This is a genomic window from Arthrobacter sp. 'calajunan' (assembly GCF_046940185.1).
Classification (GTDB): domain Bacteria; phylum Actinomycetota; class Actinomycetes; order Actinomycetales; family Micrococcaceae; genus Glutamicibacter; species Glutamicibacter soli.
Genome location: NZ_JBKZDY010000006.1, coordinates 160851 through 186728, shown reverse-complemented (window position 1 = coordinate 186728; position 25878 = coordinate 160851). Strand labels below are relative to the sequence as shown.

Below are 25878 nucleotides of genomic sequence, written 5' to 3'. Positions count from 1 at the left end.
TAACAAGAAACTGCCCGGGCGCCGCATGATGACATGCCGGCGGCCCGGGGCAGCAGGGCTTGAATGGCTAGTCGGCGGCGGCCACCAGTTGGCGGCCGAGCTCGCGCGCGGCTTCCTGCAGTTCCGGGACCGCATGCTGCATGAATGCCTCGTCGACGCGGGTGACGGGGCCGGAGACCGAGATGGCCATCGGAGTTGGCGCTCCGGGCACCGGAACGGCGATGCAACGCACGCCCAGCTCCTGCTCTTCCTCGTCGATGGCGTAGCCGCGCTCGCGGGTAGCCTCCACATCGGTGAACAGCTTGCCCAGGGTCGTGATGGTGTTGGCGGTCTTCGGCGGCATGCCGGCCTGGGCCACGAGGCGCTGGACGCGCTCGTCGTCCAGCACCGAGAGCACCGCCTTGCCGACGCCGGAGTTATGCAGCATGGCGCGGCGCCCCACCTCGGTGATCATGCGCATGGAGTGCGGGGATTGCACCTGGGCGATATAGGTGACCATGTCGCCGTCCAGCACGGCGATATTCGCTGATTCGCCCAGCTTGGAGACCAATTCCTTGAGCACTGGCGAGGCCAGGGCGCCCAGCTGGCGATTGGCGACCTCGCCCAAGCGGATCAGGCGCGGACCCAGCGAGTAGCGGCGGTTGGGCAGCTGGCGCACGTAGCCCACGCCCACGAGCGTGCGCAGCAAGCGGTGGATGGTCGGCAGCGGCAGCGGGGTGTCGGCGGCCAATTCGCTCAGCGCGGCTTCGCCGCCGGCTCGGGCGATGACTTCGAGCAATTCAAAGGCGCGCTCGACGGACTGGACGCCGCCGGTGGTCGACTTGCTGGTTGTCTGCGTCATATACGACTCCTCGGTGCCTCTGAATCGTGGAAGTTGTCGGCACTTAACTTCTGCGATGCGAAATCTTTTCTCTAAGAATAGCCCCATGACGAGCAAGGATTCCATGATGCGAGAAATATTAGTGAGAAAAGTTGTGTCATACTGCACAAAATGGCCTTGCGTTTTCATTTTGAGGATATTAGTATCCACTATACGGAAACTTTTACAGGAGGACCTCATGGCAGCACCTAGCCCGGGATATTCATTGACGCTTCGCGTAGAGACCCCAGCGTCGATTACCGCGACCAGCGAACTGGCTGCAGCGGTTGGCTCGGCTGGTGCCCACATCACCGCCCTCGACGTGACCGAATCGCACCACACCCACATGGTGGTCGACGTTTCGTGCAACACCATGGATGTCGCCCACGGCGAGAAGGTCCGCGACGCGCTCAACGGGCTGGACGGCGTCAACGTCCGCAACGTCTCGGACCGCACCTTCCTGATGCACCTTGGCGGCAAGCTCGAAGTCGTCCCGAAGGTCGCCCTGCGCAACCGCGACGACCTCTCCCGCGCCTACACCCCGGGTGTGGCCCGCGTCTGCATGGCCATCGCGGAGAACCCCGCCGATGCCCGCAACCTGACGGTCAAGCGCAACACCATCGCCGTGGTCACCGACGGCTCCGCCGTGCTGGGACTGGGCAACATCGGCCCGGCAGCGGCCCTTCCGGTCATGGAAGGCAAGGCCGCGCTGTTCAAGCAGTTCGCCGACGTCGACGCCTGGCCGGTCTGCCTGGACACCCAGGACACCGACGAAATCGTCAAGATCGTCAAGGCACTGGCCCCGGTCTACGGCGGCGTGAACCTTGAAGACATCGCCGCCCCGCGCTGCTTCGAGATCGAAGCCCGGCTGCGCGAGGAACTGGACATCCCGGTCTTCCACGACGACCAGCACGGCACCGCCATCGTCACCCTGGCCGCCCTGGCCAACGCGCTGAAGGTCGTCGAGAAGAAGATCGAGGACGTGCGCATCGTGGTCTCCGGCGTGGGCGCCGCAGGCAACGCCATCATCCAGCTGCTGGCGGCCCGCGGAGCGAAGAACATCATCGCCTGCGGCCGCAACGGCGCGATCACCCGCGACGAGCAGTACTCCGACGAGCACCGCGTGTGGCTGGCGCAGAACACCAACCCCGAGAATTTCTCCGGATCGCTGAAGGAAGCCGTGGTCAACGCCGACGTCTTCATCGGCGTCTCCGCCCCGAATGTCCTAGACGAAGCCGACATCGCCGCAATGAACGAGCGAGCGATCGTCTTCGCCATGGCCAACCCGGATCCAGAGGTGGATCCGGAGGTTGCAGGTCGTCACGCGGCTGTGGTCGCCACCGGACGCAGTGACTTCCCGAACCAGATCAACAACGTCCTGGCCTTCCCGGGCTTCTTCCGCGGCCTGCTGGATGCCGGCGTCGCAGACATCACCGATGAGATGCTGCTGGCCGCCGCAGACGCGATTTCCGCCCGGGTAACCGACGATGAGCTGAACCCCGGCTTCATCATCCCTTCGGTGTTCGACCCGCAGGTCGCCACCGACGTGGCCGTCGCGGTGGAACTCGCCGCGGCAAAGGACTAACCACAACCCGGGGCTAGTCACCCCTGGCCCTTTCGGGCCGCATCACTGGAACAGAGCACAGAGGTTAAGGAGCAACCCACATGAGCATTTCACTATCCCGCATTCCGGAGTTCGACGGCGCGGCAGACATCCTCTCGGATGACGCGCTGGCATTCATCGAGAAGCTGCACCAGAAGTTCGCCGGCACCCGCAACGAGCTGCTGGCCGCCCGCGACGTGCGCCGCAAGCAGTTCTCCGACGCCAAGGCCATCGACTTCGACCCGGCCACCGAAGATGTCCGCAACGGCGACTGGAAGGTCGCCGAGGCGCCTGCAGCGCTGCAGGACCGCCGCGTGGAGATCACCGGCCCGGCCACCCCCGCCAAGATGGCAATCAACGCACTGAACTCCGGCGCCAAGGTGTGGCTGGCGGACCTCGAGGACGCCTCCACCCCGAGCTGGAACAACGTCATCGACGCGGTGAAGAACCTGTCGGACGCCGCCCGCGGCAAGCTGGCCTTCACCGATGAGAAGACCGGAAAGTCCTACGCACTGCGCACCGATGCGCCGCTGGCCACCGTGGTGGTCCGCCCGCGCGGCTGGCACCTGCCGGAGAACAACGTGCTGATCGATGGCAAGCCGGGCGTCGGCGCGCTGGTCGACTTCGGCCTGCACTTCTTCCACAACGCGAAGGTGCTCGCCGAATCCGGCCAGGGCCCGTTCTACTACCTGCCGAAGATGGAGCACTACCTGGAGGTGCGCCTGTGGAACGAGGTCTTCACCTTCGCGCAGGCCGAACTGGGCATCGAGTACGGCACGGTGCGCGCCACCATGCTCATCGAGACCATCCCTGCCGCCTTCCAGATGGACGAGTTCCTCTACGAGCTGCGCGACCACGTCTCGGGCCTGAACGCCGGACGCTGGGACTACCTGTTCTCCATCATCAAGACCTTCCGCGAAGCCGGCGACGCGTTCATCATGCCCGACCGCGCGGATGTCTCGATGACCGCCCCGATGATGCGCGCCTACACCGAACTGCTGGTCAAGACCTGCCACAAGCGCGGCGCCTTCGCCATGGGCGGCATGGCGGCCTTCATCCCGAACCGCCGCGAACCTGAAGTCACCGCCGCGGCCTTCGAGAAGGTGCGCGCGGACAAGACCCGCGAAGCGAACGACGGCTTCGACGGTTCCTGGGTTGCCCACCCGGACCTGGTCGGCACCTGCATGGAGGTCTTCGACTCCGTGCTGGGGAGCAAGCCGAACCAGCTGGACAAGCAGCGTCCGGAGGTCGAGGTCACCGCGGAGCAGCTGCTGGACATCGCCAGCGCCCCGGGCTCGGTCACCGAGGCCGGCGTGCGCCTGAACCTCTACGTGGCAGTGGCCTACACCGCCGTGTGGCTCTCGGGCAACGGCGCCGTGGCAATCCACAACCTGATGGAGGACGCCGCCACCGCGGAAATCTCCCGCTCGCAGATCTGGCAGCAGATCCGCAACAAGGTCGTGGCCGCCGACACCGGCAACACCATCACCGCCGAACTGGTGGCAAGCATCCTGGACGAAGAAGTCGAGAAGCTGCGCGGGGAGGTCAACGACGCCGAGCGCTTCGCAAAGTACTACGAGCCGGCCGCCACGCTGATCGGCACCCTGGTCTCCGGACGCGACGAGGACTTCGCCGACTTCCTCACCACCGGCGCCTACGAACTACTGGAAAAGGAATACGTGACCAAGCCATGAGCAACGTCTTCGATGAGTCAACGCTCGCCGCGGTAGAAGCCAAGCTGGCCGCTACCGACCAGCTGCTGGAATCCGCCTACCCGGGGGATACCGGCGTCCGCCAGCCCGTGCACACCGTGTACGTGCCGGGGGACAAGTTCACCATCGGCCTGCCGGAGGCCTGGGGCTCCAACGCCCTGGCCGCCGCCGGCAACGCCGCGGGGCTGGCCAAGCTGGCCGCCAAGCTGAACCTGGCCGAACCTGCGCGCCTGGGCGACCTGGTGGCCGCGAAGCTGGCAAGCGAACCCATCGAAGACCTGCGTCTGGACTTTGAAGACGGCTACGGCAACCGGCCGGATGCCGAGGAGGATGCAGCGGCCTTGGCCGCCGCCGACTCGGTATCCGCCGCCGTAGCCGCCGGCAAGGCCCCGGCCTACATCGGCATCCGCTTCAAGTGCTTCGAGGCCCCCACCCGGGCCCGCGGCATCCGCACCCTGGACCTGTTCATCTCGCGGCTTCTCGCCAACGGCCCCCTTCCCGAGGGGCTGCGCCTGACGCTGCCCAAGGTCACCACCGTGGACCAGGTCGAAGCCATGGTCTTCCTGGCGCAGAAGCTGGAGGAAGCCCACGGCCTGGAAGCCGGGCGCATCCGCTTCGAGGTCCAGGTCGAGACCCCGCAGGTGATCATCGCCGCGGACGGCAGCCACCCGGTCGCCGCCCTGATCCACGCCGGCCAGGGACGCGTTTCCTCCCTGCACTACGGCACCTACGACTACTCGGCCTCGCTGGGGGTGGCCGCCGGCTACCAGTCCATGGAACACCCGGCGGCCGACTTCGCCAAGGACGTCATGCAGGTCGCCGTGGCCGGCACCGGCGTGGAACTGTCCGACGGCTCCACCAACATCATCCCGGCCGGCGACCCGGAGAACATCGCCGCCGCCTGGGCGCTGCACGCCCGCCTGGTCAACCGCCACCTCACCCGCGGCATCTACCAGGGCTGGGACATGCACGAAAACCACCTGGTGACCCGCTACCTGGCCACCTTCGCCTTCTTCCGCGAAGGGCTGGAAGCTGCCGGCACCCGGCTGCGCAACTACGTGCACAAGATCGAATCGGCCATCATGGACGAGCCCGCCACCGCCCGTGCCCTGGCGCGCTACATCCACCGCGGCGTGGCCTGCGGCGCGGTGACCGCCCAGGAAGTCACCGATCTTGCCCAAATTACACTTGCCGAACTGGAAGCGATCGCACTGAATCGCTCCCACGCAAACTAGGAGATTTTCCCATGACCGTTCCAGCCCAGGTCAAGAGCGCGTACTACAACACCTACGGCGGCCACCCGCCGCAGACCGACCTGCTGACCGACCGCGCGATCGTCACCGAGGCCTACACCGTGATCCCCAAGGGTGTGCTGCGCGACATCGTCACCAGCGTGTTCCCGGAGTTCACCGACACCCGCGCCTGGGTGCTGAACCGCCCGGTCGCCGGCGGCCCCACCACCTTCTCCCAGGTGATCGTCGAGATCGCCCCGGGCGGCGGCGCCGCCAAGCCGGAACCTCAGGCAGGGGTCTCCAGCTTCCTGTTCGTGGTCGGCGGCGCGCTGACCCTGACCCTCGACGGCGAAGAGCATGTGCTGGACGAGGGCGGCTTCGCCTTCGTTCCGCCGAACGCCGTCTGGTCGCTGAAGAACAACGAGTCCGAGATCGTGACCTTCCACTGGATCCGCAAGCGCTACGAGGCGCTGGACTACGTGCCGGCACCGAAGGCAGTGGTCGGCAACGAGAAGGACATCGAGCCGGGCCACATGCCGGACACCGACGGCAAGTGGCGCACCACCCGCATGCTAGATCCGCAGGACCTGGCCTACGACTTCGGCGTGAACATCGTGACCTTTGAGCCGGGCGCATCGATCCCGTTCGCCGAAACCCACGTCATGGAGCACGGCCTGTACGTGCTGGAGGGCAAGGCAGTCTACCGCCTGAACGACGACTGGGTCGAGGTCGAAGCCGGCGACTACATGGCGCTGCGCGCCTTCTGCCCGCAGGCTTGCTACGCCGGCGGACCGAGCAACTTCCGCTACCTGCTGTACAAGGACCAGAACCGCCAGATCACGTTGTAGCTTGATCTCCACCTAGAGCTCCGGGGCCGGAGCCCGCGAGAACCCGCCGTACGTCGGCGCACCATGTCCACCTCATGTTCCAGTGATGTTTCTTTTTGCTCGGACGTGGTGAACTGGCGTACGGGTTGTCGCCGGGCACTGGCCCCGGTTTTTTGCCCTTCCGGAAGAGCGTTCTCGGCTGGCGCGCCAACAGTAGGCAGCCGAACCGAGACACGAAGCCAAACCGGGGCCGGTGCGGAAACCGTCCCGCATCGAGTCCACCCAGGGTAGGAGACGTATCCGGGATGGTTCCGCCCCTGCGTTGATGCTCGCCGCGGCGGTAATTCATAGGGTTGAAGCATGCCCAAGAAAAAGTATGTGATGGCCAGCTTGCTGGCACTGCCCCTCGCCGCGGCGTTGACCGGCTGCGATGTCGGCGAACTGATGCAGGACAAGGCCGATAAGTCGACCACCCGCAACGCGGCCACCTCTGAGCAGGCCGTCAAGGACGGCATCCTGCCGGGCTGGGTCCCGTCCGGCGGAAGCAACGTCCAACTGGTCCAGCGCAACACCGGCAGCGAACGGATCTTCGTCATGGACTATGCCGGGAAACTTCCGGGCAAGTCCTGCACCCCGGTGAAAACACCGGGCAAGCCGAGCGGCAAGGAACTTGCCGCGGCCTATGCCACGGATGAGCGGGTCAAGCGCATGGACCCGGAAGAGATTTCAGCAACGCGGACCTTGGAAGCCGACTGGTGGCCGGACGAAGCGCAGTCCCGCACCACCGACTTGTGCGGACGCTTCTGGGTCCACCAGAGCGACGGCAAGCTTTACGCCTTCGCCCCGGATGCGGTGGCTACGGTGGAAAAGATCCAACAGGAGCGCCAGCAGGAGTCGGCGGCCAGCAACTAGCGGTTCAATGCTCCGCCAGGTGCTCATCCAGCACGTTGACGATTTCGGTATACCCCTGCAGATCTGCCAGTTCGCGGGGAAGCACACCATTGCCGTCAGGAATGCCCGGGTCAGCCCCGCCGTCCAGCAGCAGCCGTACCGACTCGACCTGCTTCGGGCCGCCGTCGCCGAGCACGATGGCTTCGTGCAGCGCGGTCCAGCCCAGGTCGTTGACGTGGTTCACAGGCACCCCGGCAGCCAGCAGGATCTTGATGGTTTCGGTATAGCCGTGTTCCGAGGCGGGAATCAGCGCGGTCCCGCCGTAGCGGTTGGTGCTGGCGACGTCGGCGCCGTGCGCGATGGTGAGTTCCAGGATGTTGTCCAGGCCTTCGGCACCTGCATAGAGGAATGCCGAGTCCTCGAGCGGATCCTTTGCGTTCACGTCAGCGCCGGCTTCAATCAACGCTGCGGCCAGCGAGGTGTCCTCGTTCTTCACCGCGCGCACCAGCAGGGGCATCCGGTCGGCGTAGCGGGCATTGGCATCCGCTCCGGCCGCGATGGCCGCCTGCGCTGCCGCCAGATTTCCGGAGTCCACCGCCGCCTGCAGCGCTGCCGTCTGGTCTTCGGTGTCCACGGTATGCTGCCCGCTTTCGGTCGGTGGTGGGGGCTCGGTGTTCGAACAGGCGCCCAGCAGCAGCGCCGAGCCGAGTGCCGTCGGCGCCAGCCAGGGGCGCATCGCGGAGCGGTGGAACCACCCGCCGCGCGGTCCGTGTTCTTTCATGCCTCCACCTTGCCAGCATCCAGCGGTCTTGCGCATCCGCCCCACGGGTCGTCCCGGACAGAAAAACGCTCCCCGGAGCCTGGCTGTTTCCAACCAGGCCCCGAGGAGCGTCCTGCGCGTCTGCGACTAGTTTGCCGCGGCGACTGCTGCCGGCGGCATGAAGGCCGCCAGCGGTTCGGCGCCCTCGTGCGAGTGGCCCCAGTAGCTCTCAGCGGTGATTTCCTCGGCGGTGTAGTAGGACTCGTCGACGAGCATGCCATCGGTGCCGTACTCGATGTCCCAGCCGCCCGGTGCGCGGACGTAGAAGGAAACCATGTGGTCGTTGGTGTGGCGGCCCAGGGATGCGGTGATGTTGAAGTCCATCTGGCGCACCTTGTCGTAGGCGCGGCCCACGGTGTCCAGGTCCTCGACCTCCACCATCAGGTGCACCAGGCCCGGTGCCTCGCCGTGCGGTGCCGGGCCCATGGCCAGCGAGTGGTGGCGCTGGTTGCAGCCGTAGAAGCGGAAGCGGGTGGCCGGGCGCTCCGGGCCCAGGCGGACGGCGCCGCGCGGCAGGAAGCCGAGCACCTCGGTGTAGAAGGAGGTGGTCTCCTCCATCTTGGTGGTCGGCAGCACGACGTGGCCCATGCCCTGCGCGCCGGTGATGAACTTCTGCGCGTAGCCGGTGATCAGCGGGGTGTGGTCCATACGCGGGCCGAAGAAGATCTCCACCGGGTGGCCGGCTGGATCGGTGAACGTGATGACCTGCTCCAGGCCGCGCTCGTCGTTTTCCTCTTCGGTCAGCCAGGTCACCGCGATGCCTGCGGCCTCGACGTCCTTGGCCACGGCGGCCAGGGCGAACTGGTCGCGGACCTCCCAGCCCACTGCGACAACCTGGTCGACGTCGCCCGGGAGCACGATCAGGCGGGCTTCGCGCTCGTCCATGCGCAGGTACAGGCCGTCCGGGTTCGGGCCTACGGTTTCGGCGAAGCCCAGGGCTTCGACGGTCAGTTCGCGCCAGCGGGCGATGTGCTGGGTCTGGACCTTGAGATATCCAAGTCCACGAATGTGGGTCATGATGTTCCCTCGTTTGTTTTGTATCGGTGATTTGCGGTGCGGGCATGGCCCGCTAGTTCAGTGAAGGATCCTGCATCGGACGAATGGTGAACCCCATGCTCTTGTCGATCAGCGTGCGCTGCCGGAAGCGTTCGGGCTCCAGCCAGAGGACATCGGCCGAGTCGAGGACGTCCTTGACGAATCCGGTGCGGACTATCTGTCCGCCCTTGCGCAGTTCCACCCGCTTGCCTGCGAGCTTCGTCCAATCTGTTTGACGTGCCATGGGGTTTTCCTTTCAGTTCCGCGGCGGCTGGCTAGACGCCGGCGGCGAGATTTGCTGGTGGTTCGACACCGATCTGGGTCATGATGGCGGCGTGGTAGCTCGGGCCCGGGACGTGGATCGCGTGGGCCAGGCCCATGTGGGCGTCGCGCCAGAAGCGCTGGACCGGGTTGTTCATGCGCAGGCCGTTGCCGCCCGAGCGGGAGAGGATCATGTCGATGGCGTTGGTGGCGCGCCATGCGGCCTGGATCTGGGTGCGGCGGGCCAGGGCGCGCTGCTCCAGGCTGATTTCGCCGCCGGCTGCCACGGTGTCGTAGAGGCGGTTGATGCTGGCCAGCAGGGTGTCGCGGGAAGCGCTGATCTCACCGGCCGCCTCGCTGACCGCGTACATGGTGTACGGATCCTCGACGGACTTGAAGCCGTTGATCTGCACGCGCTCGCGCTGGTAGTCCAGGTGGGCCTGCAGTGCGCCTTCGGCGATGCCGATGACGGCGGCAGTCAGGCCGACCGGGAAGATGCTATAGAACGGCAGGCGGTGGATCGGCTCCTGCTTGCCTGCCTTGCGGGCTACCTCTCCGGCGAACAGCTCGGCCTGGTCGATGGCGCGGTACTCGGGAACGAAGACGTCATCGATGATGACGTCCTTGCTGCCGGTGCCCTTCAGGCCCACGACATCCCAGGAATCCTCGACGATGGTGTAGTCCTTGCGCGGAACCACCACGTGCAGGAAGCGGGGCGGCTGGACCGGCTTGCCCTCGGAGTCGCCCAGGAAGGCCCCCAGGATGACCCAGTCCGAGTGGTCGGTGCCGGTGGAGAACTGCCAGTGGCCGGAGAAGCGGTAGCCGCCCTCGACCGGGGTGGCGGTGCCCATCGGTGCATATGGCGAGGAGACCCAGACTTCGTCGCTTTCGCCCCAGATTTCTTCCTGCAGCTTCGGGGACATGAGTTCCAGTTCCCACGGGTGCACGCCGACGACGCCGGCAACCCAGCCGGCGGAGCCGTCTAGGCTTGCGAGCTTCATGACGGTTTCGGCGAATTCCACAGGGTGGGCGCGGGTTCCGCCGTACTCCACCGGTGCCAGCAGTTTCATGACGCCGGACTCGCGCATGATCTGCACGGTCTCGTCGCTGAGCTTGCCCAGTTCTTCGTTGACGGAGGCCAATGCGCGCAGCTCATCGGCACGGGTGGTGAGGACGTCGCTCACGGTGGTAATCGTCATGGAATTCTCGCTTCCTAATCAAGCTCGTCAAACTTTGCTGCTGGCTAAAATCTAGGCAAAGAATCGTCTTAACGTGACCTATGTCTCAGCCATCGGGATTGTCGATTTCGACTCGATTTCCCGGGCTGGAATGCGGCATCCCGGTCATCGGGATCCGCCCTGTTTTGGCTTGCTCCACCGCAATAAGGTTCACCAAAGACCAATTTGTATCCGCAGATCGAGGAGCCAATCAGATGACTACGGAACTTCGCAATGCGCCGGGCGGATCGCCTGCAGCCGGCGCCGACGCAATCCTGCGTGAACTGCCCACCGAGCAGGGAACGCTGCGCTACTGGGAAGCCGGCCAGGGCCGCCCCCTGGTGTTCCTGCATGGATCGGGACCGGGCGTCAGCGGATGGCAGAACTTCGGCGACGTGCTGCCGGCCTTCGCCGAGCACTTCCACTGCTACGTGATTGAATTCCCGGGCTTCGGCGTCAGTGACCCCACCGACAAGCACCCCATGCCGGCGGCCAGCCAGGCGGTCATCGACCTGCTGGACGGGCTGGGCCTGGACAAGGTCGACATCATCGGCAACTCCATGGGCGGCATGGTCGGCACCCTGTTCTCCATGAGCCACCCCGAGCGCGTGCGCCGCCTGGTGACCGTGGGCGGCCTGGGCCTGAACGCCTTCGCGCCGTTCCCCGCCGAGGGAATCAACCTGCTGATCGCCTTCACCGAGGACCCGACCCGCGAGCGGCTGATCCAGTGGCTGCGCTCCATGGTGTTCGACGAGGAAACCGTCACCGAGGAACTGATCGAGAAGCGCTGGGCCCTGGCCACCGAGCCGAAGACCCTGGAAAGCGCGCGCCGCATGTACAGCTCCGCCGCCATGAAGGCGCAGATCACTGCCCAGGCCGAATCCGATGATCCGCCGGCGTGGTCCATGCTGCACAAGGTCAAGGCCAAGACCTTGATCCTGTGGGGCCGCGATGACCGCGTCACCCCGATGGACGCCTCGCTGATCCCGATGCGCACCATCCCGGACGTGGAACTGCACGTGTTCCCGAAGTGCGGGCACTGGGCCATGATCGAGCAGAAGGCCGCCTTCGAAAGCGTTGTCGTTGAATTCCTGAACCGTGAGGAGAGCACGTCATGACCAGCATCGTCAGCACCCCGCGGATCACCGCGCTGCAAACCCGCGTCGTCGAGGTCATCAAGGAAACCCACGACGCCCACACCCTGGTGCTGGAGCCTGCGGCCGAGCAGGCCGACAGCTTCCGCTACCGCCCGGGCCAGTTCCTGACCCTGCGCATCCCCAGCGACCGCGACCAGGACGCCGCGCGCTGCTATTCGCTGTGCAGCTCCCCGGAGGAGGACGAACGCCTGAAGGTCACCATCAAGCGCACTCGCGACGGGTACGCGTCCAACTGGATCTGCGACAACGTGGAAGCCGGCCACGTGCTTGAGGTGCTCAAGCCTGCTGGAACCTTCGTCCCGTCCTCCCTGGACACCGACTTCCTGCTGTTCGCTGCAGGCAGCGGCGTGACCCCGGTGCTCTCCATCCTGAAGTCCGCGCTGATCGCCGGCACCGGGTCGATCACCCTGATCTACGCAAACCGCGACGAGCAGAACGTGATCTTCAAGGACGAGCTGGTCGCGCTGACCAAGGCCAACCCGGGCCGCCTGCACGTGATCCACTGGCTGGAAAGCGTCCAGGGCATCCCTGACCTCGCCTCGATGACCGCGCTGGCCAAGCCCTACGCGGAGCGCGAAGCGTTCATCTGCGGCCCGGGCCCGTTCATGGACTGCATCGAGACAGTGCTGCAGAACCTGGGCGCCGCCCCGGAGCGCATCCACATCGAGCGCTTCAACTCGCTGGAGGCGAATCCGTTCGCCCCGGTGGACCCGCTGGTGGTGGATGCCGATGGCGAAACGGCCCAGGTCGAGGTGGAACTGGACGGCAAGATCAGCAACGTTGCCTGGCCTGCCGGCAACAAGCTGCTCGACGTCCTGCTCAACGCGGGAATCGACGCCCCGTTCTCCTGCCGCGAGGGCGCCTGCAGCGCTTGCACCTGCATCGTGCTGGAAGGCGAAGTGGAGATGGAGCGCAACGAGGTGCTCGAACCGCAGGACCTGGAAGAGGGCCTGATCCTGGCCTGCCAGGCCAAGGCGCTGAGCCCGAAGGTGAAGATTACCTACGAAGGCTAGAACCACCAGCAGATGCCCCGCCAATGGCGGGGCATCTGCTGTTTTTGGCTGAAATTCTTCTATCGGGATTCCCGCAGCATTCCCCGCTGTTGTGCAGTGCATGCAAGGAGAGGGTTCCAATGACCTCGATGCCCCACGTGCTGTATGCGCTCGAAAAGAAGATTCGTGATGATGCCGGGACCCTCGGGGATCGCATCGACACCGCAGGATTTGCCCGTGAGGAGCGGAAAGTTCGGGATGAGGGGCTTCGCGGCATAAAACTCGACGTTGCGCGGGCATCTGCAAAGAATGCCGTCGCTCGCGCCCAATTCTTGGATTCCACCCTCTCGGCCCGGGAAACAGTCGAGCTGCTTGGCCTGGTCTGGCCGCGGTTAGGCGCTGCAGCGCAGCCGGGGCTCTCCTACGTGATGGCGCCACTCCCGGTGGGAATCCATCCGCAGGCGACCGAAGGGTTCTTCTCGTCGGAGAATACGGAACTGGTGGCAGGAGGGCAGCGCTCCACTCCGGCGCAGTGGCTCACCAGGGGAGGGAACCGTGACCCGTCGCCAGGCAGAAGGCGGCACTGGGGCTGGTGGTATGACTTCGGGTTACAGCGAGCCCGCAGGGGCAGGCCGGGGCAATCCCCGGGCAACCGCAGCAGCTGGGCCCGGTCAGGAAGCCGCGGCCCGATCTGCGAGCTTGAGGTTGCCTTGCACCGTCTCATCGCGCACCGCCGCGCGCAGGGTCTCGCAGCCCACGAACTGGTCGCGCGGCAGGTTGCCCGTAGCGCGGGCGGGGCGCTCGCGGCACAGGTCCAGCGCCTCTTCAGTCCATTGGACGCTGGTCTGCTCCCACGCGCTCTTACGCACCTGCACCTTGGCCAGGCATTCGATGCAGCGCACCTGCTGCATTGCGGTGTCTAGTTCTTGCTCGCGGTTCGACATTACGCCAGCTGCTTTCCGTTGACTCGGCGGAGGATCAGGTTGCGGGCCGAGGACCTGGTCCACAGGTCCATCGGCATGGTGGTGTCCACCTCGTACTCGAAGCGCTCGGTCATCTGCGGGGAAACGTCCTGCTCGTCGACGAAGAACTGGGAGTACCAGCGGTGCAGCGCCGCGACGGGGCTGCTGGCCCCGCGTGCGGCCCTGCAGCCCGTTGCGGCCGCGTCGTCCAGCTGCGCGCGCACGGCCCCGGTGATCGAGCGCAGGATCTGCGTGGCGTGCCCGGCGGCGGCGGTCTTCAGTTCCGGGGCCGGGGGCTGCTCGGTGCGGACCATGACCCCGGTCATCAGCACCAGGTGCTGCTCGTCGATGGGGTAGTGCGCGGTGAGCACGATGGCGTCGAGATTGCGGTCTTCCATCACGTAGTCCAGCTGCGCGATCATGACGGCCGGCCCGTAGTAGCCGGCCACCGAGTCCGCCAGCTGGATCGCCGCAGCATTCGGCCCCGGATCCTGCAGCTGATAGCTGTGGTGCAGCGGCCCCTCGAAGTACTGCGTGGCCAGCTGTCCTTCGAAAACATTCTTGAAGTACAGCTGCTCGCTTTCGGTGACGTGGGGCGAATCGGCCAGATGCACTACGTGCTCCATGACCTGGCCGGTGCTGGCGGCGAGCGTGGTTTCCTTCCACGCCCAAGCCGACCATTCAAGGTCTTCGTCGTCTTCCGAGCCGGTGCCGCTGCGCAGGCGGGGTATCGACAGGTCCTGCGGCGGCGGATTGCCTTGCGGGTCGTGCCACACATAGAACAGGCCGTCCTGCTCGAGGCAGGAAAGCTCCTGCGGGGAGTGTCCGGCCTCAAGCCGGGCGGTCAGCTGGTCCTGGCCATCTGCCTGCACCTGCAGCGTCACGCCGAAGGCGGCGAGGCGGTGCACGCCGCCGTCGCGGAATCTGTGGGACAGGCCAAGGCAGTGCCAGCCTCGCGCGTAGCGCGCGGGATCAGCGTTCGGCGGCTGATCGCCAAGCGGCTGCGGATCGACCCGAACCATGTGCATCCCATTCCTTCGTCACACCTGACCTGGAGACGCTCTTTCCGGAGACCGATCCCGGAAGAAGGCGTAAATCTATATCTAGCCATAAATTTCCGTTTTGGAAACGGTGAATCCCGGTGTGCGGGACGTCACAGAAACCCTCGAAGCGGGTTTGTCCCGAATTGTCCTACTGGGTGGGATGCGCCATCCGCGCATCCTGCCGGGTCTGATTGGGTAGCGCTCACACCCATGTGGACGACAAAGGAGAAACTATGTCCAACAACCAGGCTTGGGACGACGAATACGAGGTCGTAGTTGTCGGCTCCGGCGCTGCGGCCTTGGCCGGCGCCTACACGGCGGCACGGCGCGGCCTGAAGACCCTGCTCGTGGAAAAGACCAACCTTCTGGGTGGGGCCTCGGCCTACTCCGGCGCCTCCTGCTGGCTGCCGGGCACCCAGGTGCAGCAGCGCGCGGATGTCGAGGACTCCGGCGAGTCCGCCAAGGCCTACCTGCAGGCCGTCATGGGTGACCACGAGGTTGAACGCCGCGAGGCGTTTGTGGACACCGCTCCTGAACTGGTTGAATTCTTCGAGTCGGATCCTGCCATCGAGTTCTACTGGACCGCATTCCCGGACTACTTCAACGCCCATGAGAGCAAGCCGCTGGGCCGCTCCATGATGCCGGTGGACCTGCCGCGCGAGGAAATCGGTGAGCTGGCCGACCTGGTGCGTCCGCTGGTCGAATACGACCGCTACAACCAGCCGCACCCGGACGGCCCGCTGACCGCAGGCCAGGCTCTCATCGGCCGCCTGCTGCTGGCACTGACCAACACCGGCAACGGCACCATCCAGCTGGAAACCGAGCTCGTGGACCTTGTCACCGAGGACGGCCGCGTGACCGGCGCGATCGTCAAGGACGCCGAGGGCACCCGCCGCATCCACGCCACCGAAGGCGTCATCCTGGGCGCCGGCGGCTTCGAAGCCAACCAGGACCTGCGTACCGTGAACGGCACCCCGGGCAGCTCGGGCTGGACCATGGCTCCGGCCGGCGCCAACATCGGCACCGCCATCCGCGCCGGCCAGAAGGCCGGCGGCGCGGTGGAGCAGCTGCACCAGGCTTGGTGGTGCCCGGGCGCCGCACAGCCAAAGGGCAACGCGGCCTTCGCGCTGGGCTTCCGCGGAGGCGTGTGGCTGGATGCCAACGGAAAGCGTTTCGCCAACGAGTGCCTGCCCTACGACCAGATGGGCCGCGTGCTGGCCGTCGCGCCTGAGCGCATCCCGTCCTGGTTCATCTTCGACTCGCGCTTCGGCGGCCAGATGCCGGGCATCATGCGTCCGTTCAACACCTCCCCGCAGGAGCACCTGGACGCCGGCACCTGGGTCAAGGCCGACACCCTCGAAGAGCTGGCTGCCGCCACCGGCCTGCCGGCCGACGCGCTGCAGGCAAGCATCGAGCGCTTCAACGGCTTCACCGTCACCGGCGTGGACGAGGACTTCCACCGCGGCGAGAACCCGTACGACCAGTTCTTCGCGGATCCTGAATACGGTCCGGGCCCGACCCTGATCCCTGTGGACCAGGCGCCGTTCTACGCCGCCCGCATGGTGCTCAGCGACCTGGGTACCAAGGGCGGCCTGCGCACCGACGTGGACGCCCGCGTGCTGCGCGAGGACGGCACCGCCATCGAGGGCCTGTACGCGGTGGGCAACACCAGCGCATCCTTCTCCGGCGGCTTCTACCCGGGTCCGGGCACCCCGCTGGGTTCGGGTATGGTCTTCGCCTACCGCGCAGCCCAGACCCTGAAGGCACCGGCCCAGGCGCAGTCCGTCTAGGACCGTCCGCCGGGAAGTCCACAAGCCGAAGCCGGCTGGCGCACCTGCGCCAGCCGGCTTCGGCTATTTTGCTGTTCTCTGTTTTCTGTTCTCTGCGCTCGGCGCCCTGCGTGCGCCGTTGCCGGGTTTTCACAGCGCAACGCAGCCGGGGCCGCATCCATGATGGATGCGGCCCCGGCTGCGTGGTTCTGCTTGCGATGTTGCGGCGTTTGTCCCTAGCGGGAGCCAGCCAGCGCGCCAGCTGGCCGGTGCGGCAGCGCCAGGGCCTTGACGGCGTCGGCGTACATGATCTCCTTGACGGCGCCCAAGGTGTCCAGGTGTTGCGGCGTGTTCTCGGAAACCAGCTGCACGGCGCGCTCGACGAGCTGTTCCACCGGGACGGCCTCGTCGACCAGCCCGGCCGCGGCCGCCTGATCCCCGTCGAAGCGCCGCCCCGTGAGCATGGCGTCGCGGGCCTGCGCAGCGCTGAGCTTGGACTGCACCAGGGCCGCCATGCCTTCGGTGAAGGCGATGCCGATGTTCACCTCCGGGAAGCAGAAGAACCCGCGTTCGGTGCGCATCAGCTGGTAGTCGTGGGCCATGGCCAGCAGCGCGCCGCCGCCGAAGGCGTGGCCGTTGACGGCCGCCGCCGTGGGCATCGGCAGGGTCAGGAACCTTGCGTACACCGCCTGCAGCTCGCGCACGTAGTCCGGGTCCAGTTCCACCGGGCCGTCGGCCTCGGCCACGTCCAGCCCGTTGGAGTAGAACTTGCCCGAACCGATGGTGACCAGGGCGGTGGCTTCGCCGGCGAGCACCTGGTCCAGCAGGTCGTTGACCTCCTGCAGCCAGGCCAGGGATTGGCGGTTCTCGCCCCCGCCCAGGTCCAGGATCGCGGTGCTTGATTCAAGTCGCAGGCTAGGCATTGGCGCCTGCCGAGGCCGGTGCGAGCGGGCGGATGTTGCGCTTGAGGATCTTGCCGGCCGCGTTGCGCGGCAGCTGGGCGGTGATTTCCACAGTGCGCGGCACCTTGTAGTTCGCCAGCCACTTGCGGCAGTGCGTGATGACGTCCTGCTCGGTCAGCTGCGAGCCGGCCAGCACCTCGACTACCGCGTGGGCGACCTCGCCCATGCGGGCATCGGGCTGGGGGAGCACTGCGCAGGCGGAGACCCCGTCCAGCGAACCGATGGTGTTCTCCACCTCGGCCGGGTAGACGTTGAACCCGCCCACGGTGAACATGTCCTTGATGCGGTCAACGATGCTCAGGTAGCCGTCCTCGTTGAGCTTGCCCATGTCCCCGGTGTGCAGCCAGCCGTCGGCGTCGATGGCCTTCGCGGTGGCCTGCGGGTCGTCCAGGTAGCCGAGCATCACGTTCTCGCCGCGCACCAGGATCTCTCCCGGGGTGCCGGCCGGGACGTTGCGTCCGCCGGTGTCCACCACCCGCACCTCGAAGCCGGCGGTGGGCCGGCCCGCGGTGGTGGTGACGGTGTGGGCGCTGTCGCCCGGACGGCACATGGTGACCACGACCGCCTCGCTCAGCCCGTAGGCGGTGGTCAGCTGCTGGACCTGGGCCTCGGTGCGCAGGCGTTCGAGCAGCCGGTCAGGGACCATGGCGGAGCCGAGCACGGCCAGGCGCCAGTTGGTCTTTTCCGCGGCCGGGAAGTCCGGGTGGTCGAGGATCGACTGGTGGATGGTCGGGGCGCCGGGGATGACGCTGATCTTTTCCTCGCGCAGCAGGCGGACCGTTTCATCCAGGTCGAAGGTCGCCATGGGGTAGATGGCGGCTCCGGTGGCCAGGCACACCAGGATGCCGACCTTGTAGCCGAAGGTGTGCGAGAACGGGCTGACCACCAGGTAGCGGTCTTCCGCGGAGATCTGCGCATGGCCGGCCCAGGCGTAGCTGACGCCCAGGGACTGGCGGTGCGCGGAGACGACGCCCTTGCTGCGCCCGGTGGTGCCGGAGGTGAAGATGACATCCGCGACGTCGTCCGCGGTGACCTGTGCTGCGCGCTCGGCCACCAGGGCCGGGTCAACGCCGAGGCCGGAGGCCAGGAAGTCGTCCCAGCTGGCCAGCGGGAGCACCGCCGAGTCCACCGGAGCGCCGGATGGCCCCGCCGGCAGGCTGACCAGGGTCTTCAGCTTGGGCAGGCCCGGAACCACGTGGGATTCGTCGGTGTAGCCCAGCTGCGCGGCCCCGTCGACCAGCAGCCGGGTGTAGGAGGTGTCCAGGAAGCCTTCGGCGACGAACAAAACCCGGGCCTCGGCCCGGGAGAGGATCTGGTGCGCCTCGACGCCGCGGTAGCGCGAGTTCAGCGGCACCATGGCGGCGCCCACGCTGGTGGCGGCCAGTGCCGCGATCACCCAGCGCGCGGTGTTCGGCGCCCAGATGGCGACCTTGTCGCCGTGCTTCACGCCGCTGGCGATCAGCGCCGCGGAGGCCTGGCGGACCTGCTCGGCCAGTTCGGCGAAGTTCAGGCGCACCGGCCCGTCGACCAGCGCTTCCCGGTCGGTGAAGTGCTCGGCGGCGTAGGCCACCAGGGCGGGGATGGTTTGCGGTTGCTCATGGCTGTGCATGCACGTGGCTCCCTTGTCTTTTCGCAGCACCGTCCGCAACTGTGGGGACGCTCTGTGTTGGCGTAATCCAGCTGGATTTCCGCTCGGCAGACCCGTTGGGACATGCGCGGGGGGAAATAGTTCGAGGCTACTGAGGTTGGGAATGCAACGCGGAAGCTGTCCCGGTGGGCGGGAGTAACGCAACCAAGGCCGTATCCCTAGGTCTGACGCGGACGGTGAGAGACCTTGCATCCATTCGACGGTTTATCCATTCAGGTCCTGTGGCCCGCAGTAGGGGTGCCATTCTGTAGCTTCCGGAATCAGCATGACCGTTCAGAATTCCTGAGTGCGGAATCCAGTTTGCGATCGATCGATTCTTTCCGACATGATGTTTGCATCTTATCGACAACCTGTCGAAAAAATTCTCTCAACCTAAGGTTCATCATGTTTTTAGCGCTACGAGAATTGGCGTATGCGTAAGGGCGTTTCAGCCTTATGGGGGCGGTTATCGCTCTCATCGCGATTCTCTCAGTCATGCTTTCGGGGATGTCGGCGGGACTCGTCAATGACGGCGTCTCCGGACTCAAATCCATGCCCGCCTCGGCTTTCGCCTTCGACGAGGGCACCAAGACCGACAACGCGTTTTCGCGATCCATGCTTGAGATGGAGCAGATTGACATCTGGTCTGGGCAACCTGGAATCCAAAGTGCCCAGCCCATGGGCAGTTCCATGGCCAACGGGGTCATCAATGATGGTGCGCAGGTTGACGTGGCGCTCTTTGGTGTTGCTTCGGATTCTTTCCTCTCCCCTGAAGTCTCCGAGGGTTCTCGGCTTGGCAAGGTCGACGGCATTGTCGTCTCCGATACTTTGCGGAAAGAAGGCGTGGAGTTGGGAACGGTGCTGACCCTTGACCGTCTCGACACTCAGCTGACGGTCATTGGATTCACTCAGGGACAAGCGACCTTCGGCCACGTGGACGTGGCCTATCTGCCGTTGCAGACATGGCAGCTGATCGCTTCCGGGCGGGCCCCGGAGGGTGCTCCCACCCAGAATGACATCGACAAGCTCGACTTCGACTATGCCAGCGTCGCCGCACTTCAATTCGTTCCCGGAAGCACACCCTCCTTGTCTGACGGCGATGCCGCCGCTTCGACGACGAGCATGGAGCTCTCCGAGGCCTTCAATGCATCACCCGGCTACCAAGCAGAAACGACGACTCTCAATATGATCCAGACCTTCCTCTACGCCATCTGCGCTCTGGTGGTTGGCGCCTTCTTCTCGGTGTGGACCATCCAGCGGAAACAAGAAATTGCCGTGGTGCGGGCGATGGGCGCCCCCGTCGGCTACCTGCTGCGCGACGGTATCGCCCAAGCAGCAATCTTGCTGGTCGGATTTACCTTCATCGGGCTGGCCGCAGGCTTGGGACTGGGAGTGCTCATGCCAACTGGGGTTCCGTTCTCGCTGGAAGGCGGGCCGATCGCTGTTGCTACCGGCTTGTCCATAGCGCTGGGCCTGCTCGGTGCCGCCGTCTCGATTGTCCGCATTGCCAAAGTTGACCCGCTGACCGCCCTTGGAGGAAACCGATGAGCCAAGAAACCGCACCGCACTCGTCACCCACGCAGGACAGGAGCACCGGATCTGGACTTTCCCTCAGTGCGGTGACGCTGGTTTTGGGTGACGGCGACCAGCAAGTCCGGGCGCTGGATGCAGTTGATCTTCATGTTGCCCGCAGCGAATTCGCCGCTATCGTGGGACCTTCGGGCTCTGGCAAGTCCTCCCTGCTGGCCGTGGCCGGATCCTTGTCACAACCGGATTCCGGTCAGGTGCGGCTCGATGAACACGAGCTGACGGCGTTGAGCTCGAAAGCCCAAGCTCATGGGAACTCACCCGTAAACCGTTGGAACCGTTCCAGAGGCTGGTAGCGCTGTTTGATGGTCTGAGTGGGGAGCCCGCGGGCCAGCATCTGTGCCTGCCACCCATCCAGCATTGCAGTGTACACTCGTTCGTCTGCCCGGAATAGCCCAATGTCCGGATCCACCAGCATCCGCGGGACGAAGCCAGGAACGACATCACTCACGACGCCCCTAAACCATGGAAACATGCATTAGATGCAGGAAAACTACGCCCGCAAGAGCTCGAGAGGCAAGAGTAGCCGCCGATCCCAAGAGCGGCGAAGCAGACAAAGTCAGCCTGACATACAGATACGGTGGATTTGCTGATGGACGGGAGTTCTCGCAGCTACTTCGATTCCCGTAAGTTTCCAAACGGCAGCAGCAGTCAGAGCAGACCTTTAGGCGCATCGAAAAAGGAGACACGGAAGGACGTCAAACCCCTTGGACGAGTCGTCTGTGCGGTCACTTAAATGCTTCCAATAAGTACCGGCACACAATTGGGACGCCTGGAAAGTTCTCCAGACGTCCCAATGGAAATATTTAGCTAAACGTTCCGATGGTCTGCGCTATGGCAGCAATCAGGAAGCAAACCGCGGCTATTAGTAGAGCCCAGCTGAGATAATCGAACGTGGCGATGAATCCAGAAATTCGTTTACTTAACGGTGCTTTTGCGCCAGTTGTTTGGTCCGCGGCCTGGACCGGCTGGAGTTTCCGCGCGGTGTAGAAAACGATGAAAAAAAGCAACAAGGACATAGCCCAGGTGATGATGGGGTTCATGATACGTAACCTTCGATGTAGTTGTTCACTATTTCCAGACTTCCCTTACGACTTCAAAGCAGGATTTTACACCGAAGACACTGGCCACCACGAGGCCGCCTTCTCTCAAGAGAACCAGCATAGCTGCGGATTTGGTGCTCTGCTTCCTGTGCTTCGCAAAGGCCGAGGACGCGCCCTTCTTGACGACGTCTTGAGCGAAGTTTTTTGCCCGTGCAATCAACTCGTTGAATTTGGCCTTATTTGATGTTCCGAGCTTGTTCCATGCGGCATAAGATTTCCCAAGGCTGCTTGTTTTGGATGCTTTGCTCATTTTGGTTACAAGTTTGGCTATGCCCAGAGAGATTTTGGCGTATCCGTGAACCGTCCCGGAAATCATGCCGCCGTCTTGTGTGCGGCAGCGTCGGGTAACGAGCCGGAATTTTCATCATAGTAGGTTTGCTCGAATTCCTCCGGCGTCTGGTGGCCCAGCGAGGAATGCAAGCGATCATTGTTGTACCAAAAGACCCAGTCGAAGACGACCTCCACGACGTCGGATTCGGTCTTCAACGCACCAGCGCGGAAGGGGGAACCTTTGGCCACGGCCTCGTTCTTGAACAAGCCCATCACGGTCTCCGCGGCGGCATTATCGTAAGCGTCGCCGACGCTGCCGATCGAAGGAACCAGCCCCTCAATTTCCAAGGTGTCGGTGTACCGGATCGAGGTGTATTGGCTTCCCGCATCTGAGTGATGCAAAAGTCCCTTGTCAACCGGTCTATTGCTGTATTTTCGGCGCCACAGCGCCATTTTCAGGCACTGCTCCACGAACGCCGTGTCCTTGACCGTGGAGGTTTCCCACCCGACGATGGCCCGCGAATACAGGTCGATCACCAAGGCCACGTAGACGAATCCGGAATACACCGGAACATACGTGAAATCCGTGACCCAAATGCGGTTGGGGGCGCTGGCGCTGAAGTTCCGGTTCAACAGGTCGCCGGCTCGCCGACCGTCCTTGCCAGGGATGGTGGTGCGGGTCTTGCGGCCCCGGATCAGGCCGTTCATGCCCTCGTCACGCATGAGTCGTTCAACGGTGTGTTTGGAGACCTCGGGGAAGCCGTTGCGGCGCAGCCATGCGGTCATTTTCCGGCGGCCGTAGAGGATTTCCGGCCGGGGTCGTCCTTTGGCATCTCGCTTGTTGAGCCCGCGCAACGTGTCAATGACCTTCGCATCTTCAACTGCTCGCAGGGCCGGAACCCTTGTTTCCATGCCCGGTAGGTTCGTGCGGCAACCTGTACGCCCTGCTCGCGCAGGACCGCGCAGATCGACTCGACCGCATGACCTTCGGCCCGTTGTTCATCAACGAACCGACAGATTAGCGGCGGCGAGGGTCGAGTTCCCTCGCGAAGAAAATCGATGCCGCCTTCAGGATCTCGTTGGCTTCCTTCAGGTCCCGGTTTTCCGCGCGTAGCCGCTTGAGCTCGTCCTGTTCATCGGTGGTCGGCCCGTCCTTCACACCGGCGTCGACCTGGGACTGCAGCACCCAGCGGCGCAATGATTCGGGACCGACATCCAGCTTCGGAGCCAGGGCCTTGCAGGTCGCATACACGGAAGGATATTCGGAGAGCCGGTCCAGAACCATCGCTACGGCGCGGTCGCGGACTTCGGCAGGGTATTTCTTGGGCATGGTTGCTATCTTTCTCTCGAAAGACAGCGGCATCAAACCCGGGACGGTTCAGGGCGAGCTGGCGGGTGACGGTATCTATCGGTGTTCCCCCGCCGCCGCAGGTGCGGCGCCAAGGGTTCGGGGCGGTGACATGGCAGAGGATTTCGGCTTTCACCACGTTGATCTGTCGTCCCATCGCTGTCAGGCCCAGCTGGTCCAAGTCAGTGAAAGCCGTAAGGTCCGGTGCGATGAAGGTACAATTGAGCAACGTCGAGGTCTTTCGAGAATGTTCGACTGGTAACTTTCAGTCTTTTGGAAGACCTCGACTTTTTATTGTCTTGATGACGCGTCCAGGGTCCGAGGTGTTGGGTTGGAGTGGTTACACTCTCAATCCTGAAGGGCCATTAAACCTGGTGCGATTCAGTAGAAACATCAGATGCAATTTACATCAGAACCAATAGGATACTAACAAGACTCATCGAAACTTCTGCGCCGAGAAGGACTTTGCCTCCATGAACGCCCTGCCCGACTCTCAAGTTAGAGTGCATCTCGTTGATGCCGACTGTTTCTCCCGAAAGGGCGTTGCAGCACAACTTAATGAAACGAATGATCTACTTGTGGAGGACTGTTTTTTCTCTCTTGAAGAGTATCTAAAGCACCGTGGAATTGTACCTCCCGATGTTTTGCTAATTAGTCTCCCCGATTCGGATCCGATGTCAGACCGATACCTCCGAGAAGTTGTATCAAATTTTTCAGAGACAAAAATTGCACTTCTGACGTTAAATCCCACCATGCAGGTGCTAGACGATGCTTATGACTCAGGAATTGCTGGTGTTATTTCTAAACACATGATCGGCGTAGAGCTGCCCAACTATATTCGAGCGATAGCGGAGGGATACTGGGTTTTTATTCGACCGCTGAGCGGTGGTCCATGCGCTAAAAATCCCTTGAGAGAAGGTCTTTATAAAGCCTATCTGCGCAGTCTGAATCCACGTGACCAAGCCATAGTCCAGCGTGTTGCTCTGGGAATGACAAATTCTCAAATCGCGCGAGAAATGTTCATGAGTGAGGGTGCAATAAAAAAACGGCTGCTTGATATCTTCACAGATCTTGGAATAACCAAGCGCGTTCACCTCACCCTCTTCGCCTGTGATGCAGGAACAATCCGTGCCAAAGACTTAGTGAAATCGCTTCCTGAAAGCCTTAGGTTGGGAAGCTGAAGCTACGAATGCATTACGTATCGACCGAGCTAAGATGCAGAATCCTAACGTTTGGGTTTCTGGACTTGGCGGTATGACAATGAGGCCTGCTTATGCATTATAGATTCGGGATATCGCGGTTCCGCTCCGTGTACCCGCTGTAGTCGCAGCTCGCGGCTCTGGTGCCACCTGTGCTCGCTAGGATGTATGCTAATTTGTTGACCAGTGGCGTAGAAACTCAGACGAGGTCAAAGTCGATAACTCGAGCTGCATTTGAGAAACGGTCGCTGCTGTATCTTCGTGGTTGCCCAGGGGTGTACTTAAAACTTCATCACCAGAGTGCTTTTCTCGAACGACTGCTTGATAGACATTTGCAGTACCGTCGCCTTCACCCAACGCCTGGTTAAGAAAAACTGCCCAAGCAGTCTTTAGTAGGCGAATAGGGGCCATGTCTTCCTTCTGTTCAATTGAGACCTTCCATGTATCATCCGCCGTGCCCTTCGAAGTATGTTCAGCCACTATTACGGTTCTCGCTTTCGTCTGTCGAGTTACTATTTGACTGCTTGGATAATAAGCATGACTTTTCTCCGGAGCGAGTTGCGTAATGAACTATTGATTGGTTTGGTCAGTAGTTTGCCTAGTGCTGTGGGCTTGAATTCTGCAGAAGCGCGAACCCGCGCGGGGTTTCCTTCTATGACCTCGAACACCGTCTCCCTTTCTCTATCGCGCTGCCCCATTACAAGGCTCACAGTTCCATTCGAGTTTTGCTGAAAACTTGCTGGAACTCCGCTATCAAAGACCTTCATTGCTTCGAGGTTCAGAACCTGCTTGATCTGTTTAGACGAGACCGGGGCAATCTGCTCGTAAGTTCCTTCTAAATCTGTTTCTGTGTGGTAGCTAGCTAGGGCCATTTTCGGGTCCAATTGCGGAATGCTGCAACCGTTAATGATATCGCGGGTGGTTCCGGTAGGTGAATCCCATAGTTCCTCAAGAAGAGCCATATCCGTGTCATGGGCACGCACTGACCTCATCAGGGTTTGGGCACGCGCGGACCACGCGACGCTAGGCACCACATTCCCACTGCCGCTGGAAACTTCTGATTGAGCGGTGAACTTCAATCCGATGCTGCCGGCAAGGTCTACAAGCCGACGACTAGCGGAAGCGCGTGCCGCGGTGAGTTCAACTCCGGACTCGACGAGAAACTTCGCAGCGGGACCACCCGACACCAGAAGCGCCAGAAAGAGATGGTCTTCATCAATTTCGTGCGATCCCATTAGTTGGCATTCCTTGGCAGCTGCTTCGGCGATAAAGCGAGACTCAGTTGTCATTGATTTATTCATGGACATGCCTCCGTGTTAATCATTTCTTACGCGGCGTGAGTACTTTTTGTGGACAGCCTGTCGGCTAACACCTAGGTGGTAGGCGATATCCTGCCAGCTGA

General features: G+C 63.4%; 24 protein-coding genes and 2 pseudogenes. 11 read left to right on the top strand and 15 right to left on the bottom strand.

Annotation, left to right across the window (positions count from 1 at the left end; genetic code table 11):
* Positions 1-67 precede the first annotated feature (67 nt).
* Positions 68-841: an IclR family transcriptional regulator gene (locus RF641_RS11600; RefSeq protein WP_424573230.1), complete on the bottom strand. Its 774-nt coding sequence runs from the start codon at positions 839-841 to the stop codon at positions 68-70.
* A gap of 217 nt (positions 842-1058) precedes the next feature.
* Here RF641_RS11600 and RF641_RS11595 point away from each other — a divergent pair, with 217 nt between their 5' ends.
* The 5 genes from RF641_RS11595 (at position 1059) to RF641_RS11575 (ending at position 7145) form a co-directional block, all read left to right on the top strand.
* On the top strand, positions 1059-2444 hold the full coding sequence (locus RF641_RS11595; RefSeq protein ID WP_047120482.1) for an NAD-dependent malic enzyme: 1386 nt from the start codon (positions 1059-1061) through the stop codon (positions 2442-2444).
* 80 nt (positions 2445-2524) lie between these two features.
* Entirely contained in the window at positions 2525-4156 is a 1632-nt protein-coding gene (gene aceB, locus RF641_RS11590; protein WP_424573229.1) for a malate synthase A, read from the top strand.
* Entirely contained in the window at positions 4153-5409 is a 1257-nt protein-coding gene (locus RF641_RS11585; RefSeq protein ID WP_424573228.1) for a DUF6986 family protein, read from the top strand. Before aceB ends, RF641_RS11585 begins: the two co-directional genes overlap by 4 nt.
* A gap of 11 nt (positions 5410-5420) precedes the next feature.
* Positions 5421-6254 carry a bifunctional allantoicase/(S)-ureidoglycine aminohydrolase gene (locus RF641_RS11580; RefSeq protein WP_053799164.1) on the top strand — a complete coding sequence of 278 codons (834 nt, stop codon included), beginning with the start codon at positions 5421-5423 and terminating at the stop codon, positions 6252-6254.
* Between the two features lie 339 nt (positions 6255-6593).
* Complete coding sequence (locus RF641_RS11575) at positions 6594-7145, top strand: hypothetical protein (RefSeq protein ID WP_047120478.1); 552 nt, start codon at positions 6594-6596, stop codon at positions 7143-7145.
* A 4-nt stretch (positions 7146-7149) separates the two neighbouring features.
* Here the strand turns inward: RF641_RS11575 and RF641_RS11570 are convergent, their stop codons facing one another.
* The 4 genes from RF641_RS11570 to RF641_RS11555 form a co-directional block, all read right to left on the bottom strand.
* Positions 7150-7905 carry an ankyrin repeat domain-containing protein gene (locus tag RF641_RS11570; protein WP_424573227.1) on the bottom strand — a complete coding sequence of 252 codons (756 nt, stop codon included), beginning with the start codon at positions 7903-7905 and terminating at the stop codon, positions 7150-7152.
* A gap of 126 nt (positions 7906-8031) precedes the next feature.
* A complete protein-coding gene (locus RF641_RS11565) occupies positions 8032-8961 on the bottom strand; it encodes a VOC family protein (RefSeq protein ID WP_047120477.1) in 930 nt (309 codons plus the stop codon).
* Positions 8962-9013: 52 nt separating this feature from the next.
* Positions 9014-9223 carry a hypothetical protein gene (locus RF641_RS11560; RefSeq protein WP_424573226.1) on the bottom strand — a complete coding sequence of 70 codons (210 nt, stop codon included), beginning with the start codon at positions 9221-9223 and terminating at the stop codon, positions 9014-9016.
* Positions 9224-9254: 31 nt separating this feature from the next.
* Positions 9255-10439, bottom strand: coding sequence for a hydroxylase (locus RF641_RS11555; protein WP_424573225.1), 1185 nt, complete (start codon positions 10437-10439; stop codon positions 9255-9257).
* Positions 10440-10672: 233 nt separating this feature from the next.
* Here RF641_RS11555 and RF641_RS11550 point away from each other — a divergent pair, with 233 nt between their 5' ends.
* On the top strand, positions 10673-11575 hold the full coding sequence (locus RF641_RS11550) for an alpha/beta fold hydrolase (RefSeq protein WP_424573224.1): 903 nt from the start codon (positions 10673-10675) through the stop codon (positions 11573-11575).
* A complete protein-coding gene (locus tag RF641_RS11545) occupies positions 11572-12627 on the top strand; it encodes a 2Fe-2S iron-sulfur cluster-binding protein (protein WP_424573223.1) in 1056 nt (351 codons plus the stop codon). Before RF641_RS11550 ends, RF641_RS11545 begins: the two co-directional genes overlap by 4 nt.
* Positions 12628-13277: 650 nt before the next feature.
* Here RF641_RS11545 and RF641_RS11540 read toward each other — a convergent pair.
* Positions 13278-13550, bottom strand: coding sequence for a ferredoxin (locus RF641_RS11540; RefSeq protein ID WP_120991750.1), 273 nt, complete (start codon positions 13548-13550; stop codon positions 13278-13280).
* Positions 13550-14590 (bottom strand): hypothetical protein, encoded by a 1041-nt coding sequence (locus tag RF641_RS11535; RefSeq protein ID WP_424573222.1) that lies wholly within the window; start codon positions 14588-14590, stop codon positions 13550-13552. The genes RF641_RS11540 and RF641_RS11535 overlap by 1 nt, the downstream gene beginning before the upstream one ends.
* Before the next feature lie 254 nt (positions 14591-14844).
* Between RF641_RS11535 and RF641_RS11530 the strand changes: the two genes are divergently transcribed.
* A complete protein-coding gene (locus RF641_RS11530) occupies positions 14845-16401 on the top strand; it encodes an FAD-dependent oxidoreductase (RefSeq protein ID WP_424573221.1) in 1557 nt (518 codons plus the stop codon).
* A gap of 215 nt (positions 16402-16616) precedes the next feature.
* Here the strand turns inward: RF641_RS11530 and RF641_RS11525 are convergent, their stop codons facing one another.
* Both RF641_RS11525 and RF641_RS11520 read right to left on the bottom strand, forming a co-directional pair.
* Positions 16617-17303 carry an enoyl-CoA hydratase/isomerase family protein gene (locus RF641_RS11525; RefSeq protein ID WP_424573220.1) on the bottom strand — a complete coding sequence of 229 codons (687 nt, stop codon included), beginning with the start codon at positions 17301-17303 and terminating at the stop codon, positions 16617-16619.
* A complete protein-coding gene (locus RF641_RS11520) occupies positions 17296-18951 on the bottom strand; it encodes an AMP-binding protein (protein ID WP_424573219.1) in 1656 nt (551 codons plus the stop codon). Before RF641_RS11520 ends, RF641_RS11525 begins: the two co-directional genes overlap by 8 nt.
* Positions 18952-19476: 525 nt before the next feature.
* Here RF641_RS11520 and RF641_RS11515 point away from each other — a divergent pair.
* Both RF641_RS11515 and RF641_RS11510 read left to right on the top strand, forming a co-directional pair.
* Positions 19477-20517: an ABC transporter permease gene (locus RF641_RS11515; protein ID WP_424573218.1), complete on the top strand. Its 1041-nt coding sequence runs from the start codon at positions 19477-19479 to the stop codon at positions 20515-20517.
* Positions 20514-20852: an ATP-binding cassette domain-containing protein gene (locus RF641_RS11510; protein WP_120991755.1), complete on the top strand. Its 339-nt coding sequence runs from the start codon at positions 20514-20516 to the stop codon at positions 20850-20852. Before RF641_RS11515 ends, RF641_RS11510 begins: the two co-directional genes overlap by 4 nt.
* 510 nt (positions 20853-21362) lie before the next feature.
* Here RF641_RS11510 and RF641_RS11505 read toward each other — a convergent pair.
* The 4 genes and pseudogenes from RF641_RS11505 to RF641_RS11490 all read right to left on the bottom strand — a co-directional run.
* The gene (locus RF641_RS11505; RefSeq protein WP_424573217.1) at positions 21363-21599 is read right to left on the bottom strand and encodes a hypothetical protein; all 237 of its coding nucleotides are present in this window, start codon (positions 21597-21599) and stop codon (positions 21363-21365) included.
* A gap of 28 nt (positions 21600-21627) precedes the next feature.
* Positions 21628-21909, bottom strand: coding sequence for a hypothetical protein (locus tag RF641_RS11500; RefSeq protein ID WP_424573216.1), 282 nt, complete (start codon positions 21907-21909; stop codon positions 21628-21630).
* A gap of 62 nt (positions 21910-21971) precedes the next feature.
* Positions 21972-23259 (bottom strand): annotated as a pseudogene (locus RF641_RS11495) (IS3 family transposase).
* A gap of 51 nt (positions 23260-23310) precedes the next feature.
* Positions 23311-23506: pseudogene (locus RF641_RS11490) on the bottom strand (ISL3 family transposase); the annotation flags it as partial.
* A gap of 244 nt (positions 23507-23750) precedes the next feature.
* On the opposite strand from RF641_RS11490, the gene RF641_RS11485 reads away from it, so the two are divergent.
* The gene (locus RF641_RS11485; protein ID WP_424573215.1) at positions 23751-24458 is read left to right on the top strand and encodes a DNA-binding response regulator; all 708 of its coding nucleotides are present in this window, start codon (positions 23751-23753) and stop codon (positions 24456-24458) included.
* A 189-nt stretch (positions 24459-24647) separates the two neighbouring features.
* Here the strand turns inward: RF641_RS11485 and RF641_RS11480 are convergent, their stop codons facing one another.
* A complete protein-coding gene (locus tag RF641_RS11480; RefSeq protein ID WP_424573214.1) occupies positions 24648-24956 on the bottom strand; it encodes a hypothetical protein in 309 nt (102 codons plus the stop codon).
* Positions 24957-24988: 32 nt separating this feature from the next.
* A complete protein-coding gene (locus tag RF641_RS11475) occupies positions 24989-25783 on the bottom strand; it encodes a Clp protease N-terminal domain-containing protein (protein ID WP_424573213.1) in 795 nt (264 codons plus the stop codon).
* Between the last annotated feature and the right edge of the window lie 95 nt (positions 25784-25878).